Source organism: Catenulispora rubra (assembly GCF_015356825.1).
Taxonomy (GTDB): domain Bacteria; phylum Actinomycetota; class Actinomycetes; order Streptomycetales; family Catenulisporaceae; genus Catenulispora; species Catenulispora rubra.
The window spans coordinates 1-17130 of record NZ_JAACYW010000132.1; the positions used below are offsets into that span (position 1 = coordinate 1).

The 17130-nt window shown below is 71.2% G+C and carries 14 protein-coding genes and 1 pseudogene; 7 read left to right on the plus strand and 8 right to left on the minus strand.

Translation table 11 applies throughout. The annotated features are described in order from the left end of the window. Positions 1-651 precede the first annotated feature (651 nt). The 5 genes from GWK61_RS30210 to GWK61_RS30230 all read right to left on the minus strand — a co-directional run bounded on the left by GWK61_RS30210 (position 652) and on the right by GWK61_RS30230 (position 5257). Positions 652-1725 (minus strand): N-acetylglucosamine kinase, encoded by a 1074-nt coding sequence (locus GWK61_RS30210; RefSeq protein ID WP_194914477.1) that lies wholly within the window; start codon positions 1723-1725, stop codon positions 652-654. 106 nt (positions 1726-1831) lie between these two features. Then, positions 1832-2920, minus strand: a complete 1089-nt coding sequence (locus GWK61_RS30215) for an ABC transporter ATP-binding protein (RefSeq protein WP_438939790.1) — start codon at positions 2918-2920, stop codon at positions 1832-1834. Next, on the minus strand, positions 2884-3864 hold the full coding sequence (locus GWK61_RS30220; protein WP_194914482.1) for an ABC transporter ATP-binding protein: 981 nt from the start codon (positions 3862-3864) through the stop codon (positions 2884-2886). The genes GWK61_RS30215 and GWK61_RS30220 overlap by 37 nt, the downstream gene beginning before the upstream one ends. Continuing rightward, complete coding sequence (locus GWK61_RS30225) at positions 3861-4700, minus strand: ABC transporter permease (RefSeq protein WP_194914484.1); 840 nt, start codon at positions 4698-4700, stop codon at positions 3861-3863. The genes GWK61_RS30220 and GWK61_RS30225 overlap by 4 nt, the downstream gene beginning before the upstream one ends. Then, a complete protein-coding gene (locus GWK61_RS30230) occupies positions 4697-5257 on the minus strand; it encodes an ABC transporter permease (RefSeq protein WP_228563188.1) in 561 nt (186 codons plus the stop codon). The genes GWK61_RS30225 and GWK61_RS30230 overlap by 4 nt, the downstream gene beginning before the upstream one ends. A 153-nt stretch (positions 5258-5410) precedes the next feature. On the opposite strand from GWK61_RS30230, the gene GWK61_RS30235 reads away from it, so the two are divergent. Next, positions 5411-6217 carry a DeoR/GlpR family DNA-binding transcription regulator gene (locus tag GWK61_RS30235; protein ID WP_194914485.1) on the plus strand — a complete coding sequence of 269 codons (807 nt, stop codon included), beginning with the start codon at positions 5411-5413 and terminating at the stop codon, positions 6215-6217. Positions 6218-6352: 135 nt separating this feature from the next. Then, positions 6353-8188 carry an N-acetylmuramoyl-L-alanine amidase gene (locus tag GWK61_RS30240; protein ID WP_228563189.1) on the plus strand — a complete coding sequence of 612 codons (1836 nt, stop codon included), beginning with the start codon at positions 6353-6355 and terminating at the stop codon, positions 8186-8188. Between the two features lie 57 nt (positions 8189-8245). Here the strand turns inward: GWK61_RS30240 and GWK61_RS30245 are convergent, their stop codons facing one another. Together GWK61_RS30245 and GWK61_RS30250 are read right to left on the minus strand one after the other, a co-directional pair. Further along, positions 8246-8599, minus strand: a complete 354-nt coding sequence (locus GWK61_RS30245; RefSeq protein ID WP_194914490.1) for a DUF2178 domain-containing protein — start codon at positions 8597-8599, stop codon at positions 8246-8248. A gap of 100 nt (positions 8600-8699) precedes the next feature. Next, on the minus strand, positions 8700-8897 hold the full coding sequence (locus tag GWK61_RS30250) for a helix-turn-helix transcriptional regulator (protein ID WP_194914492.1): 198 nt from the start codon (positions 8895-8897) through the stop codon (positions 8700-8702). A gap of 142 nt (positions 8898-9039) precedes the next feature. Between GWK61_RS30250 and GWK61_RS59885 the strand changes: the two genes are divergently transcribed. Both GWK61_RS59885 and GWK61_RS30260 read left to right on the plus strand, forming a co-directional pair. Beyond that, positions 9040-10071: a helix-turn-helix transcriptional regulator gene (locus tag GWK61_RS59885; RefSeq protein ID WP_194914494.1), complete on the plus strand. Its 1032-nt coding sequence runs from the start codon at positions 9040-9042 to the stop codon at positions 10069-10071. A gap of 97 nt (positions 10072-10168) precedes the next feature. Continuing rightward, on the plus strand, positions 10169-10459 hold the full coding sequence (locus GWK61_RS30260; protein WP_194914561.1) for a hypothetical protein: 291 nt from the start codon (positions 10169-10171) through the stop codon (positions 10457-10459). Between the two features lie 43 nt (positions 10460-10502). Here the strand turns inward: GWK61_RS30260 and GWK61_RS60935 are convergent. Further along, positions 10503-10643: pseudogene (locus tag GWK61_RS60935) on the minus strand (MerR family DNA-binding transcriptional regulator); the annotation flags it as partial. A gap of 249 nt (positions 10644-10892) precedes the next feature. Here GWK61_RS60935 and GWK61_RS30270 point away from each other — a divergent pair. From GWK61_RS30270 to metH, 3 genes are all read left to right on the plus strand, one after another. Beyond that, a complete protein-coding gene (locus GWK61_RS30270) occupies positions 10893-11636 on the plus strand; it encodes a G1 family glutamic endopeptidase (protein ID WP_194914496.1) in 744 nt (247 codons plus the stop codon). Positions 11637-11926: 290 nt separating this feature from the next. Beyond that, complete coding sequence (locus GWK61_RS30275) at positions 11927-13453, plus strand: hypothetical protein (protein WP_194914498.1); 1527 nt, start codon at positions 11927-11929, stop codon at positions 13451-13453. A 131-nt stretch (positions 13454-13584) separates the two neighbouring features. Continuing rightward, positions 13585-17094 (plus strand): methionine synthase, encoded by a 3510-nt coding sequence (gene metH / locus GWK61_RS30280; protein ID WP_194914500.1) that lies wholly within the window; start codon positions 13585-13587, stop codon positions 17092-17094. The last annotated feature ends 36 nt before the right edge of the window (positions 17095-17130 follow it).

Below are 17130 nucleotides of genomic sequence, written 5' to 3' on the forward strand. Positions count from 1 at the left end.
CGTCGACGCCGGCGAGCACGGCCCGCGAATGCGACCCCCCGACATCGAGCCCCACCACACACCGGTCCGCCATGAACGCCGCCACCTCCCGATCGGACGCCGCCGGCCACCAGGTGTGCCGCTGTGGCGTTATGTGGGATCTTGCCAGAGAGGGCACAACAACTCAACGCCATCGCAGAGTCTTGACGAGCCGCCGGCGATTTGCGACGCCCCCGGTTCAGCCAGGTGACGAGGGAGGCACGGAGCGCGATCGTGGGCGGCGGAGAGCGCGAAGCGAGCGTCTGGGTTGATGTGGATTCTTGGCGCAGAGCGGCTCGCGCCGAGCAAATGGCAGCGAAATCGGGGGCGAAGACGGCCAGGTCAGGCGGGCTGGAGGCAGGCGGAGGCAGGGGCCTGAGGCGCTGGGGGCGGGCATGGCGCCAAATCGGGTGCGCTTAACCGCATCAGCACACGGTTGATTGATTTGGTCGCCCGCGATGATGGCGGCGACCGGGCTGCGCAATGCGGCGCGCCGGCTGGACTCGCTCGGGTGCCGCTGCATGATGATGTGCGCCAGCCGATCCTGCCTGTGTTGGCCGAATCTGCTGCACTGGCCAATCTGGTCTGCCCTGGCTAATCCTGCGCGCGCCGGCCGATTCTGCCAGCCAGCTCCTACTCGACCGCCCCAGCAACCGCCCCCGCGCCGGCGGCCAGCCGCTCGTGCACCGCGGCGTCGATCTCCGGGTCTAGCATCCGCGCCGCGAGCCAGGCTGCGCCGACCGCGCCCGGGGCGGCGAACAGGGGGGTGCCGCCGTGGTGTTCGGCGAGGCGGCGTTGGACTTCGGCGCCGATGGGGCCCGGTGCTGTCAGGAGGGAGCCGGCTAGGACCAGGGGTTCGCCGGGGTCGTCGGTGGTCAGGGCGGTGGCGGTGGCCATCAGGTGGCTGACTGCGCGGTCCACGATGCGCTGGGCCACGCGGTCGCCGGCTGTGGCCGCTGCCGATACCAGTGGTGCCAGCGCGGCGAGGGCGATCGGGGGGCCGTCGTACACTGCGTCGCGCAGGGCTGCGATCTGTTCCTCGGTGGACTGCGGGGCCACGTCGTCGCCGGTGACCGTGCCCAGGACTGCCGAGGCCAGCAGCGTTGGTTCGCCGCGGCCGTCGAGGGCTGCGAAGACTGCGCGGACCGCCTGGCGGCCGATCCAGAAGCCGGAGCCGTCGTCGCCGACCAGCCAGCCGTTGCCGTCGATGCGGGCGGTGACCTCCTCGCCTTCGACGCGGGCGGCTATCGAGCCGACGCCAGCGATCAGGACCGAGCCGCTGGGGCGCGGGGTTCCGGCGGCGAAGGCGGTCACGGCGTCGGCGACCACCAGGACCGGACACGTCAGGCCCGCGTCGATCCAGGTCTTGGCCAGGGCCTCGGCGCTGGAGCCGCGTGAGTAGCGCAGGATGCCGGCCGCGCCGACCACGACGCCGGCCACCGATGCCGGGGCCACCGTGCCCAGCGCCTGGCCGACCGCGTCGCTCAGGTGCGCCACGACGTCCGGGATGGGCAGCGCCGTCGGGTTCGCAAGCCCTGTGCGCCCGCGGCCGATGACCTCGCCCTCGACCGTCGCGACCACGGCCTCCACCAGCGTCGACCCGGCCTCCACCCCCAGCACGACCCCGGTCCGGATGCGGTCCCGGCCCGCCGGGACGGACGGCACGGCCGGAGTCGGTGCCGAGGCGGCGGGCGAAGCGGACGGCATGGGTCCTCCTGGCGTGGACGGAAGTGTCCCGGTGGTGGTCGGTGCCTGACACAGTCTGGCATGCCGGACCGGGCCTAGGAACGGTTCGGGCCAGGTCCGGGACCGGTTACGGGACCCCGGCGGCGGGGCGGGCGGCGTCGCGCGCGGCGTGGCAGGCGGCGTGCCGCCCGGAGGCGGGCAGCGGCTCCGGGTCGACGGTCAGACACCGCCCCGCCACGCCGAGCCGTTCGGCCTCACCGGAAGCGACAAGCGGACACCGCGGATGGAAGCGGCAACCGGTGGGAATCGCCGCGGAATCCGGCGTTTCGCCGGTCAGGATCGCCGGCTCCGCACCGGACTTGGCCACGACCGCGACGACCGACAGCAGGGCCCTGGTATACGGATGCTGCGGCGCGGTCAGCACCTCCTCGACGGTCCCGGTCTCCACGATCCGCCCGAGATACATCACCGCGACCCGGTCGGCGATGTTCCACGCCAGCCCGAGATCGTGCGTGACGACCAGCGCCGACAGCCCGGCGCTCGCCCGCAGATCGAGCATCAGCTTCAGGATCTCGCCGCGGACGGAGGCGTCCAGCGAGGCCACCGGCTCGTCCGCGACGAGAACCTGCGGATCGAGCACGAGCGCCCCGGCGATCACGACCCGCTGGCGTTGCCCGCCGGAAAGCTGGTGGGGGCGCAGGTCGAAGAAGCGCTCAGGAGGACGTAGCCCCGCGCGGGACAAGGCATCGGCGACTTTGGCCCTCTCGTCGGGAAAACCGGCGAGGGCGGATCTACCGTGGATTCGCAGGCCTTCGGCGACGGCCTCATAGACCGTGCGGCGCGGGTTGAGGGCGCCGGTCGGGTCCTGGAGCACCAACTGCACGCCCCGCCGACAAGCCTTCAGCGCGCGCGATTTATAGGACACCGGCACGCCGTCATGCAGGACCCGGCCTGCCGTGGGCACGACGAGCCCGGTCAGCGCACGCGCCAGGGTCGACTTGCCACAGCCGGATTCGCCGACCAGCGCCACGATCTCGCCCGGAGCGATGTCGAGATCGACGCCGTCGACGGCGCGTGCGCGTGCGCGACCGCGGCCATGCCGGGACCGGTAGGCGACGTAGAGCTCGCGGACAGACAACACCGGCCGCGCACCGACTTCCGTGGGATCTGCCTCCGCGCTCACAACGCCTCCCGCACAACATCCACCCGCACACACGCGGCCGACCGACCATCCCCCGCAGCCACCAGCGCCGGCTCCGCCGCCCGGCACTCCGCGGCGGCGAACGCGCAGCGCGGCGCGAACGTGCAGCCCTCCGGCAGGTGTGCCGGGTCCGGCGGGTCGCCGGGCAGGCCGCGCGGGCCGCGCCGGGAGGCCGGATCGCCGATGCGCGGGAACGCCCCGGCCAGCGCGCGGCCGTAAGGATGCCGGGCGTCGGCGAAGACCTCGCCGGCCGGGCCCTCCTCGGCGATGCGCCCCGCGTACATCACCGCCAGCCGGTCGCAGTGCTCTGCGAGCACGGCCAGGTCGTGGCTGATCATCAGCAGGCTGATACCGTGCTCGGCCACCAGCTCGCCGATCAGCCGCAGGATCTGTGCCTGGATCATCACGTCCAGGGCCGTGGTCGGCTCGTCGGCCACGATCAGCCGCGGCGAACACGCCAGCGCCATCGCGATCATCACGCGCTGACGCTGCCCGCCCGACAGCTCGTGCGGATAGGCCGACGCACGCGCCGCCACCAGCCCCACCTGGTCCAGCAGCGTCGCGACCCGCCGATCGGCGGCGGCCCGGCCGACGCCGCGCTCGTGCAGCAGGATCGGCTCGGCGATCTGGTCGCCGACGCGCCGCACCGGGTTCAGCGAGTGCATCGCACCCTGGAAGACGATCGAGGCCTCGGCCCAGCGCACGGCACGCAGCCGACCCCAGGTCATGCTCTGCACGTCCTCGCCGTCCAGCAGGATCCGCCCCGAGACGTCCGCCGACTTCGGCAGCAGTCGCAGAACCGCGCCGGCCAGCGTCGACTTGCCGCAGCCGGATTCCCCGGCCAGGCCGAGCCGGCCGCCGGCGGGCAGTGCGAGGTTCACGCCGCGCACCGCCGGCACCGGACCGCTCGCCGTCTTGTACGAGACGCGCAGGTCTTCCAACTGAAGGACGTCGTTCACATCCGCTCCTGAAGCCGCGGGTTCAGCACCTGCTCCAGTGCCCGGCCGACCAGCGTGAAAGCCAACGCCACCGCGACGATCGCGGCGCCCGGCGGCAGCAGGATCCACCAGTCCCCGGCGCTGACCGCCCCGACGGCCCGGGCCAGCTGCAACGTCGTGCCCCAGGACACCTTCGTGGGATCGCTCAGCCCCAGGAACGCCAGCGTCGCCTCGGTCAGGATCGCCGCCGACACCGTCAGCGTGGCCTGAGCCAGCATCAGGGGCATGACGTTCGGCAGGATGTGCCGCCGCATCACGTGCCAGTGCCCGCCGCCCAGCGCCCTGGCCCGCTCGATGTACGGCCGCGACTCCACCGACAGCGTCTGCGCCCGTACCACCCGCGCGGTCGTCGGCCACGCCGTCACACCGATCGCGATCACCACCGTGCCGACCCCCGGCGTCAGCACCGAGGCCAGCGCCGTGGCCAGCACCAGCACCGGCAGCACCAGGAACCAGTCCGTGACGCGCATCAGCACCGTGTCCACCCAGCCGCCGAAATGCCCGGCCGCGACCCCGACCAGCGCCCCGATCCCAATGGCCAGCAACGTGGCCAGCAGCCCCACGGTCAGCGAGATCCGCGCACCCCAGATGGTCACGGCGATCATCGAGCGTCCATAGGCATCGGTGCCGAGCAGGAACCGCCCCGACGGCGCCTGCCGCGGCATGCCCGGCGCGAACACCGCCGAGAGGTCCGTGGCGGAGATGAACAAGGGAGCCGCCAGCGCCGTCACGGCGGTCAGCACCAGAAAGGCTAGGCCGACCAGGCCGGCCCGCCGACGACGGAAGCCGGCGATCACGAGGTGCGCACTCTCGGATCGAGGATCGGATACAGCAGCTCGGCCAGCAGGTTCATCACGACCACCGCCGCCGCGAAGAAGACGAACAGCCCCTCCAGCAGCGGCTGGTCCGGCACGGTCAGCGCCTCGTAGAACAGCGACCCCAGGCCCGGCCAGGAGAAGATGGTCTCGGCCAGGATCGAGCCGGACACCGCGGTCCCCAGGTTCAGGAACACCAGCGTGACCGCCGGCAGCATCGCGTTCGGCACCGCGTGCTTGCGCCGCACGTCGTCCTCCCGCAGGCCCTTGGCACGCGCCGTGGTGAGGTAGTCGGCGCCGACCTCCTCCAGCAGCGTGGCGCGCATGGTCAGCAGGTACTGCGCGTAGAGCACCGCGACCAGCGTCACGCAGGGCAGCACCAGGTGCCGGAAGTGGTCCCACGCGGAGGGGAAGAGCCCGTGCACGTTCGGCGAGCTCATGCCCCCGGTCGGGAACATGCCCGGGATCGTGCCGAAGCCGACGCCGAACACCACGATCAGGATCAGCGTCGGTGTGCGCCGAGTGTGGCAATTCCCCAAGGAGTCGTCAAGACTCCACGGTTTGTTCGACCAACAACCCACATATTCCACAGCTGATGCCGGAGGCCGCCGTACCAGCGGGCGTGAACCCCACTACTCTGGGGGTGCGCGCGCCCGCGCGCGATCGTCCGGCCAGCTGTGGAGTCCCGACGGATGAAGGAAGAACTGCTCGACGCGGTCCTCCCCGAGGAGCGCCGTCTGCGCATCGCCGCGCAGCTGCGCCGCGACACCCGCGTGCGGGTCGAGGACCTGGCGGCACGGTACGGCGTCTCCGGCGAGACCATCCGCCGCGATCTGCAAGTCCTGGAGGAGCGCGGCATCCTGCGCCGGGTCTACGGCGGCGCCGTCGCGCAGGAGTCGCGCGGCTGGGAGCCCGGCGCCGACGAGCGCGCCATCGCCCGGCTGGACCCCAAGCGGGCCATCGCCGCGGCCGCCGCCGCGCTGGTCGAACCGGGGGAGACGCTGGTCTTCGACCTGGGCACCACGGTCGCCGAGACGGCGCGCGCGCTGCCGGCCACCTTCAGCGGCCGGGCGCTGTGCGTCGCGCTGCCGACCGCCGCCGAGCTGGCCGGCCGCGAGGGCGTGGAGGTGCACCTGGCCGGCGGGCAGGTGCGGCGCGGCGACCTGTCCTGCGTGGGTTCGGGCTCTGAGAAGTTCTTCGAGCGCTTCTTCGCCGACCGCGCGTTCATCGCGGCCTCCGGCGTGCACCTGAAGGCCGGCGTGACCGGCGACCGGCTGGAGGAGATCCCGGTCCGGCAGGCGATCCTGGCCCAGGCGCAGTCCGTCTACGTGCTGGCCGACGGCTCCAAGCTCGGCCGGGTCGCGGTCGGCCGGGTGTGCCCGCTGTCCGCGGTCACCGCGGTCGTCACCGACTCCGGCGCCGATCCGGAGGCGGTGCGCGCGCTGGAGCAGGCCGGGACCCGGGTGATCGTCGCGCCGACCGGCTCCGAGCTGGACTGACGCTCAAGGTTTTGAGGGAGAGGCAAAGACCCGTCAAGAATCATCATGGGTTTTTGTTGATTATGCGCACGGTTGGTGCCACCTTGTCCGGGGAGTCCCCCACACCCCCCACAACCCGGACGGTGATCGCGACCCATGATGAGACGCGAAAAGCGCAGACCCCGCATGCGCCTGCTCGGCACGCTGTTGTCCGTGGCCGCACTGCTGACCTGCGGACTGAGCGGCGCTCCGGCCCAGGCCGGTACCACAAGCGGCGGCGTCACGGCGGCGTTCGCCGCCGCCTCGCACACTTACAGCGTGCCGCAGCAGATCCTGGAATCGGTCTGCTACCTGGAGGGCCGCCTGAGCTCGCACGGCGGCCGGCCGAGCGTCGACGGCGGCTACGGCTGCATGAACCTCGTGAAGAACGACCGGGCCGACACGCTCGACCAGGCGGCGAAGCTGACCGGGCTGAGTGTCAGTGCTCTGCAACGCGACACCGCGGCGAACATCCGCGGCGGCGCGGCGGTGCTGCGTGCCGAGGCGCTGGCGCTGGCGTCGAAGCTGTCGAAGCTGTCGAAGCTGCCGACGTCGCCGAAGCTGCCGACGTCGCTGTCCGGCTGGTACGGCGCGATAGCCGCCTACAGCCACGCCTCCTCGCGTTCGGTGGCCGGGATGTACGCCGACGCCGCGTACAAGCTGATCGGCACCGGCTTCACCGGCACGGCCGACGACGGCTCCCGGATCACCCTGGCGCCGCAGTCCGTGACGCCGGACAAGTCCACGCTGAACTCCGTGCCGCTGGCGCCCGCGGCGCTCCCCACCGGCTGCACGCAGGACGGCAACGTCGACTACCCCTCGGCGATCGACTGCGTGGTGCCGTCCAGCTATGACTGCAACGTCGCCGGAGGGGCGTGTACGTACACCGGCTCGGACCGGCCGTCGAGCTACGCCATCTACGACGTGACCCTCCACGACCTCGAAATGAGTGCGCTGGACGGCGTGAACGAGTTCGAGGACGCCAACAGCGGACTCAGCGTGCACTACGTCGTCGACACCGACGGCACGGTCTACCAGACGCTGCGCGAGCAGGACATCGCCTACCACGCCGGGAACTACTACTACAACGAGCACGCGGTCGGTATCGAGCACGCGGGCGTCGACGCGTCCGGCTACCAGTGGTACAACGCCACCGAGTACCTGGCCTCGGCCAAACTGGTCGCCTATCTGGCGAACAAGTACAGCATCCCGCTGGACCACGCGCACATCACCGCGCACGGCATCACCCCGGCGCCGACCGTCAGCACCTCGCCGAACCACGTCGACCCGGGCAAGTACTGGCTGTGGGACTACTACTTCGGGCTGATCCACGCCCAGGGCGTGCCCTACCCGACCGGGAACACCCCGGCGGCCGGGCTGTTCCGGGTCAACCCGACGAGCGACCAGAAGCCGCTGGGCTCGAACGGCGCCGAGACCGCTGCCAACAACAGTTTCTTCACCCTTTACACCGGTCCCAGTACCGCGGATCCGAAGATTCCCGGCGCGCCTGGTGCCGACTCCACGGACGAGACCACCAACGTCGAGACGCAGATGCCGTACTACTACCTGGCCTCCCAGCCCGACCAGGCCGGGAGCGGGATGACGATGTACGAGATCTGGTACGGCGAGAACGACCGGCTGTCCAACTCCACGCCGAGCTATTACGCCGACGCGAAGAAGGCGTGGCTGGCGGTGCCGGCCGGATCGGCGGTGCCGGTGCATTCGTACGTGGTGAGTCTGAAGCCGACCACGACGAACGGGACGATCAAAATCTACGGACGGCCGACGACGAGCTCTTCGTACGTCATCGGTACCGCGCCGACCGGCTCGCTGTGGGCCGCGCCGAAGTCGGTGTTCGAGGACGGGACGCAGAACGTGTGGTTCGGGATCGACTACAACCACTGCGAGGCGTGGGTGCCGAGCTCCGAGGTGACGGTCGTCGACTGGTACTGAGGGCTGAGCTGAGAGCGGAACTGAGACCTGACCTGTGGCGCGGCCACAGGCCAGGTCTCAGCCGCGTCGGGTCAGGATGATCGTGGACAGCAGGTAGGTGGCGCCCAGCACCCCGCACAGGCCGGCCCAGGTCATCGATTCGTGGCCGCGGATGAGTGAGACGAGGAAGCCGCCGACCAGCACCAGGGTCAGCACGTGCAGGGTCAGCACCGACGCGCGCTGCTCGATGGACCGGCGGCGCTCGTCGCCGGTCTCGCCGCGCAGCAGCGCCACCGCCTCGGAGCGCCGGGAGCCGAAGACCAGGACCGCCGCGTAGGCGATCATGATGGCCAGGCCGGAGACGGCCATCGCCACGTTGTGGTGGCCCAGGTAGATCGCCAGGAACACGCCGCCCATCACGGCCGCTGTCACCGGGACAGTCCACGGTCCACGTGGTACGCCGCCCCGGCCGTCTCGTTCGTTCTGCCCGTTCTGCTCGTTCCGCTCCGACTCGCCCCCGCCGGTTCCCGTCTCAGCATCCGTCGACATGGAACATCCCCTCCACTGTTGTGCCGAAATACCGCGCGATGCGGATCGCCAGCGGGAGTGACGGGTCGTAGCGGGACTGCTCGATCGCGTTGACCGTCTGCCGCGACACCCCGAGGGCCTGCCCCAGATCCTGCTGCGACAAGCCTTTCGCCTGTCGCAGGGCCCGCATGTCGTTGCGCATGCTATGGAAAGTACGCTTTACATCGCGGCGGTGTCAAACAACCTTTACATCTCGCTCGCGATCATCTACGTGCGCGGTAGTAGTGCACTCATGCAGTGACTCCTCCTTTACGCTTCGCTTTTGCCGGACTACGGTGACAGCCGTGTCAGGACGTGGATTCCGCCCGGCCGACGCCGCTACTACGGCCCACCGTGCATACCGGCTGTTGGCGGCCGGACGGCCGGCGGGGGCGGAGCCGGTCGCGGCCGATCCGGGGGCGACTGATCCGGTGGCGGAGGTCGCCTCGGGGCTCGACGTCTCCGAGGACCAGGCGCGCGCCGGCCTGGAGTGGCTGGGCGAGCGGCGGCTGCTGGCCGCCGACGAGGGCGGCGTGGCCCTGCCGGAGCAGGCGGTGCTGGACGTGCTGGCCCAGGCCAGCGGCGGCTTCGGGCGGATGGCCGAGGAGGTGGAGCGCTGGCGGACCGCCGTCTCCGACCTGGCGGACCTGGTGTCCGGGGCGCCGGCCGGCTTCGAGTCCGTGCGCGTGGACGTCCTGCGCTTCACCGACCGTACGGAACTGCGCCGCTGGCTCGACGAGCGGGCCCTGCTCAACCGCCGCGACGCGGTGGCGATGCATCCGTCACTGGCTCCGAACGACGTGCTCCGCGAGAGCCTGAAGGTGGACCTGGAGCTGCTCAAGCGCGGAGTCGACTTCCGCATGCTGGTCTCCCGCACCGCGGCCCGCCGCCCGGGAGCCGCCGCGTACCTCAGCGCCCTGGAACGCGACGGCGGCCAGGTCCGCGTCGCCGACGCGATCCCCCTGCGGATGCTGGTCCTGGACGGCTCGGTGGTGGTCACCCCGGGCTCGGACGCGGAGCCTCCGTGCGACGTGGTGATCCGCAGCGACGTGATCGGCCGCTGCCTCTTGGCGGCCTTCGACCACCTCTGGGTCGCCGCGGAGAAGTACGCGACCTTCGTCGGCGCCGGCGGCGACCGCGATGAGGAGCTCACGGCGGTGCACGTCAGGCTGCTGCGGGCACTGGCGACCGGCGCTAAGGACGAGGCGATAGCGCGCCAGCTGGGGTGCTCGGAGCGGACGCTGCGCCGACTGGTCGCGCAGACGCTGGACGCGCTCGGGGTGCGGAGCCGGTTCGCGGCGGGGGCCAAGGCGGCGCAGTTGGGGTTGCTGGATTAGCTGCTGGACAGGGGAACCCGCGCATCGGCCCGACCCGCCCCGCGCGATTTTGCTGCTTCGCGCCGTGCGGTCGTCGTCAGCGCCACGGGTCGAGGGCGTGTTTACCGCTGGTCTGGCCTTCTTCGAGCCGCCGCAGTACGTCGGGCCCCTGGGCCAGGGGGTGGACCTGCGGGGTGCCGGGAGGGTAGACACCCTGGTCGATCAGCGCTTCGAGCTCGACCAGCAGGTCGGCGAAGGCGGCCGGGGCCGCGGCTGCCCAGTTGCCGATGTGCAGGCCCCTGCCCTGGGCGTAGTGGGTGAAGATGAGGTCGCGTGTGGAGAGCTCGGCGTGGCCGGACGCGGCACCGAAGTTGACCCCGGCGGCGCCCCGCGGAGCAGGTACTCCTGATGAGCCGTACCGGCAGCCCGGACTCCAGCAATTCGCGGATGACCAGCACCCGGTCGATGGTCGACGGGCAGTAGTCCCGGAACCCGTTGGCGGACCGGCCGGAGACGATCAGGCCCTCGGCCTCGTAGTACCGCAGCGCGCGTGCGCTGACGCCGGTGACGTTGGCAGCTTCGCTGATCTGCATGTCCGGCGACAACGTCCGGGCCCGCTGCCGTCTTCCGGTACGCAACCGGACTACTGAAGCGCTCCATCACCGAAACCCCACCCCACCAGCGCTTTTGCCATGCCTTTACGCGCTTCACCTCCTACCGGGGTTAGGCCGCGACCGGCCATGGCCGCCATCGGCCCGCCGCGACGCGTTCCCAACCGGCCGTTCGGTTCCGAGACTGACGAATCAGTCCCCGTCCAATCATCGGAACTGGAGATCCCCACCATGTACAGCCCCACCTTCCTCGCCGCCCGTCGCGGTCGCCTCGCCGCCGCGGCGCTGGCCTGCGCGGCACTCACCGCCGGTGCCGGTGTCACCGGCGCCCCGTCCGCTGCCGCCCACAGCCGCACACCGGTGTCCTTCGGCCATCACCGCCACGTGAAGAGCTTCCAGGACAGCAACTGGGGCGGCTACGTCGCCACCGGCAGCTTCACCAGCATCTCCGGCTCCTGGACCGAGCCGCAGGTGACCTGCAACACCAGCAACGACCTGTACGCGCCGTGGGTCGGCATCGACGGCTACGGCTCGAGCAGCGTCGAGCAGACCGGCGTGCAGACCGACTGCTCCTCCGGCAGCCCGGTCTACTCGGCCTGGTACGAGATGTACCCGGCGCAGCCCGTCTACTGGAACGACCCGGTCTCCGCCGGCGACTCCTTCACCGGCAGCGTCGTCGACAACGGCGGCGGCAACTACACCATCACCCTGACCGACAACATCGCCGGCTGGACCGAGAACACCCAGCAGCAGTACAACGGCCAGGACGCCAGCGCCGAGGCCGTCATCGAGTCGCCGACCTCGAGCTACCCGTCGTTCTCCGAGCAGGACTTCAGCAACGTGACGGTCAACGGCCAGGTCTTCGACGCCTCGAACCCGCAGACCCTGACCAGCGGCGGCTACGGCCCCACGGCGCTGAGCAACGGCTCGTTCGCGATGGTGCCCGGCGCCGGATTCGCTGCCCACAAGAAGTAGGATGCGCTGCTGGAAGACGGTATCGGCAGCTGCGCCTGGAACGGTCGGAATGGGCCGTAGCCAGTAGCGCCAAGCCGGTAGCGGCACGAAAGAAAGACGGACCGACCGGTCGTCGACAGCCACCGGTTCGCCATCCGGCGCCCGCCACGAGGCCTCGTGGCGGGCGCTTTCGTGTCCGGTGCACACTAAGTTCGACAGCGAGTGCAACAGCGACGGCGACTGGACTCGTCTTATCGTCTGTGCCCCTCCCGCAGAGTTCGCCGACTTCACCGGCCTGGCCCACCGAAAGCGTGCGGCTGCGAGCGGCGGCGCCCGACGCGGTCCCGGGCCCGGCCACGGTGCTCCGCCTGCTCGGCTCGGCCCGACCGGCCGACGTCCCGCACGTCCTCGGCACCCTCACCCCCGACCAGCTCGCCGAGGCCGTCGCGACCGTCGACCTGCCGCTGGCCCCGGCGGTGGTGGCCCACGTCTCCCGCTGCGGCCCTCCGCAGGCGCGCCGGGTGCTCGCGCGCCGCCTGGTCCAGCAGCCCGAACACGTGCCGCCGCGTCCCCTCACCCTCGACGCCTATCTGATTGCCCTGGCCGAGGCCGCGGCCACCGACTACCGCGACGACGCCGTGACCCGCCTGCGCGCCCTCGCGCTCGCGGCGTTGTGCGCCGGTGCGCTGACCGCCGAGCAGATCCTCGACCACACCCGGCCGGCGGCGTTGACGTTGGCGCTCGCCGTCTGTACTCCGGCCGACTACGCGCGTCCGTGGATGCGCCGCGCGACCGGCGACGTCAGGGTCCTGCTCGCGCGTCGGCTGTCCGAGGAATTGGGCGAGGACGACCGGCGCTGGGCCGCCGCGATCACGGTGAGCGGCAGTTTCACCGGCACGGTCGCCGAACTCCTGCACTCCGACCAAGCCCCGGCAGGCTTCCGGCGCTTCTTCGACGCGAATCATTCCGACTACGCGCCGCAGAACGTCCTGCTCGCTCTGGCTCCGCGGGGCGTCGCAGGACGCTACCTCGCTGGAGTTGGCCTTAGCGGTCCCGCCGGGGACCACCAGTGGGAGTGGATGCTCGCCAGCGGCCCGCTGAGCCGACCGCTGGTCGATCACGTGCTCGCGCACGGCACTGTCGGCCACCGTCGCCGGCTGCTGGGCAACGAGCTGTGCCCGGATTACGTCCTGGAGCAGGCGCCGGTCGGCTATACCCGCGAGATCCTGCTGCGCAGACTGCTGCCGCCCCACGTCCGCAGCCGCGCGTTCCACTTCTTCGACCGCGAGCCGCGCGAGGCCCGGCTGTGGGCCCGCGGCCTGGCCGAACGCGGCCGGGACGACCTCATCGACCTCGCCTGGTCGCTGCTCGACGCCCCGGAGCTGCTGCGCCAGGTGGTCGTCGCGGCCCTGGGGCGTGCCGACCAGGCGACGCTGACCTGCCTGTACGGCGCCCTGGCCGAGGCGGCCGGGCCGGAGCCGGTCTGGGCCCTGGACCTGGAGCGCGCCGGGAGCCTGGAGGCCGTACTGCCGCCGGTCCGCGCCTCGATGGCCTCGTGCAGCGCCGAACCGCTGGTCGAGGCGGCTCGGCAGACGCCACGCCGGCACTGGATCGACGTCCTGGACCCCGAGCGGTTCGGCTGCCAGGGGCTGCGCGCCGAGGCCGAACTCGACCGCACCGGCCATTTCCCGCTCGAAGCGCTGGTCGCCGCGCACCTCGACGGTCGTGCTGACTTCTGGGCCGAGCTGGCACGCCGCCTCGCCGCCGGAGCCACGCCGGTGGAATCCGCGATCACCGACGTGGCCGCGCGGACTGCGGTGTCGGCCTCCACCACCTGACAACAGGCCTGCCGGGGCGACGCGCCACCGCCGCTCCACCTGATGGACAGGCCCTGTCCAGGTAAGCCTCGCGGACTACAATCGTGTCCGATTGGTCAAGTAAGAGCAGCCGCTCACCCGGAGGAACCCTCATGGCCTCGACCGCCGCTATTTCCGCGCACGCCGGAAACGCCCGGATCGCCGCACTACGCGAAGCACTCCGGACCAGGGTGGTGGTGGCCGACGGGGCCATGGGCACCATGCTGCAGGCGCAGAACCCGACGCTGGACGACTTCCAGGGCCACGAGGGCTGCAACGAGATCCTGAACATCTCCCGGCCCGACGTCGTGCAGGCCGTCCACGAGGAGTACTTCCGCGCCGGCGTGGACTGCGTGGAGACCAACACCTTCGGCGCCAACCACACCAACCTCGGCGACTACGACATCTCCGACCGCGTCTTCGAGCTCTCCGAGGCCGGCGCCCGGCTGGCCCGCGAGGTCGCCGACGGCTTCGCCACCCCGGACAAGCCGCGCTGGGTCATCGGCTCGGTCGGCCCCGGCACCAAGCTGCCGTCCCTGGGCCAGATCGGCTACGCCACGCTGCGCGACGCCTACCAGGCCGAGGCCGCCGGGCTGATCGCCGGCGGCGCCGACGCGCTGCTGGTGGAGACCAGCCAGGACCTGCTGCAGATCAAGGCCGCGGTGCTGGGCGCCAAGGCGGCGGCGCGCGCGGCCGGGATCGACGTCCCGGTGTGGGCCTCGGCGGCGTTCGAGACCACCGGCACGATGCTGCTCGGCACCGAGGTCGGCGCGGCGCTGACCGCGCTGGAGTCCCTCGGCATCGAGCGCATCGGCCTGAACTGCTCCACCGGCCCGGCCGAGATGAGCGAGCACCTGCGCTACCTGGCCAAGCACTCCACGATCGGCCTGTCCTGCATGCCGAACGCCGGGCTCCCCATCCTCACCTCGGACGGCGCGCACTATCCGCTGAGCCCCGAGGAACTCGTGGACTGGCACGAGCGGTTCGTCGAGCAGTTCGGGATCGCGCTGATCGGCGGGTGCTGCGGCACCACGCCGGAGCATCTGCGGCAGCTGGTGGACAGCCTCGGCGGCCGCGAGGTTCCGCAGCGCTCGCCGAAGCGGGAGCCGGGGGCCTCGTCGCTGTACCAGCACGTGCCGTTCCGGCAGGACATCAGCTACCTGGCGATCGGCGAGCGCGCCAACACCAACGGCTCCAAGGCGTTCCGCGAGGCGCTGCTGGCGGAGAACTGGGACGCGTGCGTGGAGATCGCGCGCAACCAGATCCGCGACGGCGCGCACCTGCTCGACCTGTGCGTCGACTACGTGGGCCGGGACGGCGTCGAGGACATGAAGCAGGTCGCCAGCCGGTTCGCGACCGCCTCGACGCTGCCGATCGTGCTGGACTCCACCGAGCCGCAGGTGCTGGAGGCCGGGCTGGAGACGCTGGGCGGGCGGGCCGTCATCAACTCCGTGAACTACGAGGACGGCGACGCCCCGACCTCGCGGTTCGCGCGGATCATGGAGCTGGTGTCCGCGCACGGGGCCGGCGTCATCGCCCTGACCATCGACGAGCAGGGGCAGGCACGCACCGCCGAGCACAAGGTGGCGATCGCCGAGCGGCTGATCGAGGACATCACGGCGAACTGGGGCGTGCCGGAGGACTCGATCCTGGTGGACTGCCTGACGTTCACGATCTGTACCGGGCAGGAGGAGTCGCGGCGCGACGGCCTGGAGACCATCGAGGGCATCCGGGAGCTGAAGCGGCGGCACCCGGACGTGCAGACCACGCTGGGGCTGTCGAACATCTCCTTCGGCCTGAACCCGGCCGCGCGCCAGGTGCTGAACTCGGTGTTCCTGCACGAGTGCGTGGAGGCCGGCCTGGACTCGGCGATCGTGCACGCCTCCAAGATCCTGCCGATCGCGCGCATCCCCGAGGAGCAGCGCAAGGTCGCGCTCGACCTGGTCTACGACCGGCGCGCCGAGGGCTACGACCCGCTGACCCGGCTGCTGGAGCTGTTCGACGGGGTGGATGCGGCGTCGCTGAAGGCCTCGCGCGCCGAGGAGCTGGCGGCGCTGCCGCTCCAGGAGCGTCTCAAGCGCCGCATCATCGACGGCGAGCGCAAGGGCCTGGAAGCTGACCTGGACGAGGCGCTGACCGAGCGGCCGGCGCTGGAGATCGTCAACGAGGTGCTGCTCGACGGCATGAAGACGGTCGGCGAGCTGTTCGGCTCCGGGGAGATGCAGCTGCCGTTCGTGCTGCAGAGCGCCGAGACGATGAAGACGGCCGTGGCGCACCTGGAGCCGCACATGGAGAAGTCGGACTCCACCGGCAAGGGCACGATCGTGCTGGCCACGGTGAAGGGCGACGTGCACGACATCGGCAAGAACCTGGTCGACATCATCTTGTCGAACAACGGCTACAACGTGGTCAACCTCGGGATCAAGCAGCCGCTGCAGACGATCCTGGACGCCGCCGAGGAGCACACCGCCGACGCCATCGGGATGTCCGGGCTGCTGGTGAAGTCCACGGTGGTGATGAAGGAGAACCTGGAGGAGATGAACACCCGCGGCGTGGCGGGGCGCTGGCCGGTGCTGCTCGGCGGCGCGGCGCTGACCCGGGCCTACGTCGAGCAGGACCTCGCCGAGCTCTACGACGGCGAGGTGCGCTACGCGCGCGACGCCTTCGAGGGGCTGAACCTGATGGACGCGGTCGCGGCGGTGAAGGCCGGCGTGCCGGGGGCTTCCCTTCCCGCTTTGCGACCGCGCCGGGTGAAGGCCTCGGGGCCGCTGCGCGAGCTCCCGGACGAGCCGATCCCCGCGCGCTCGGACGTGGCGCTGGACAACCCGATCCCGACGCCGCCGTTCTGGGGCGACCGGCTGGTCCGCGGTATCCGCCTCGCCGAGTACGCGCCCTACCTCGACGAGCGCGCCCTGTTCTTGGGGCAGTGGGGACTCAAGCCGGGGCGCGGCTCGGGCGGGAAGACGTACGAGGAGTTGGTCGAGACCGAGGGCCGGCCGCGGCTCCGGATGTGGCTGGAGCGGCTGCAGACGGAGAACCTCCTGGACGCGGCGGTCGTGTACGGGTACTTCCCGGCGGTGAGCAAGGGCGACAGCCTGCTGATCCTCGACGAGAGCGGCGAGCAGCGCACGAGCTTCACGTTCCCTCGGCAGCGGCGTGACAGGCACCTGTGCCTGTCCGACTTCTGGCGCCCGGAGGACAGCGGCGAGGTGGACGTGGCCCCGTTCCAGCTGGTGACGGTCGGCGCCCGCATCGCGGAGGCGACCGCGGAGCTGTTCGCGGCGAACTCCTACCGCGACTACATGGAGCTGCACGGCCTGTCGGTCCAGCTGGCCGAGGCGCTGGCCGAGTACTGGCACGCGCGCGTCCGCGACGAGCTCGGCTACGCCGCCGAGGACCCGGACTCGACGGAGGGGCTGTTCAAGGTGGAGTACCGCGGATGCCGGTACTCGTTCGGGTACCCCGCGTGCCCGGACCTGGAAGACCGGACGAAGATCGTGGAGCTGCTGAAGCCGGAGCGGATCAACGTGCTGCTGTCGGAGGAGTACCAGTTGCATCCGGAGCAGTCGACGGATGCGATTGTTGCGCACCATCCGGAGGCTTCTTACTTCAACGCGGGGTGAGGTTCGCGGGGCGCGTAGCTCGGTGCGCCGGCGCGG

Bases quoted from the DNA above. Each gene is read 5' to 3' on its own strand.
- GWK61_RS30210 (WP_194914477.1), bottom strand. From the start codon at position 1,725: ATGCCGTCCGCTTCGCCCGCCGCCTCGGCACCGACTCCGGCCGTGCCG.
- GWK61_RS30235 (WP_194914485.1), top strand. From the start codon at position 5,411: ATGAAGGAAGAACTGCTCGACGCGGTCCTCCCCGAGGAGCGCCGTCTG.
- GWK61_RS30240 (WP_228563189.1), top strand. From the start codon at position 6,353: ATGATGAGACGCGAAAAGCGCAGACCCCGCATGCGCCTGCTCGGCACG.
- GWK61_RS30250 (WP_194914492.1), bottom strand. From the start codon at position 8,897: ATGCGCAACGACATGCGGGCCCTGCGACAGGCGAAAGGCTTGTCGCAG.
- GWK61_RS30270 (WP_194914496.1), top strand. From the start codon at position 10,893: ATGTACAGCCCCACCTTCCTCGCCGCCCGTCGCGGTCGCCTCGCCGCC.
- metH (WP_194914500.1), top strand. From the start codon at position 13,585: ATGGCCTCGACCGCCGCTATTTCCGCGCACGCCGGAAACGCCCGGATC.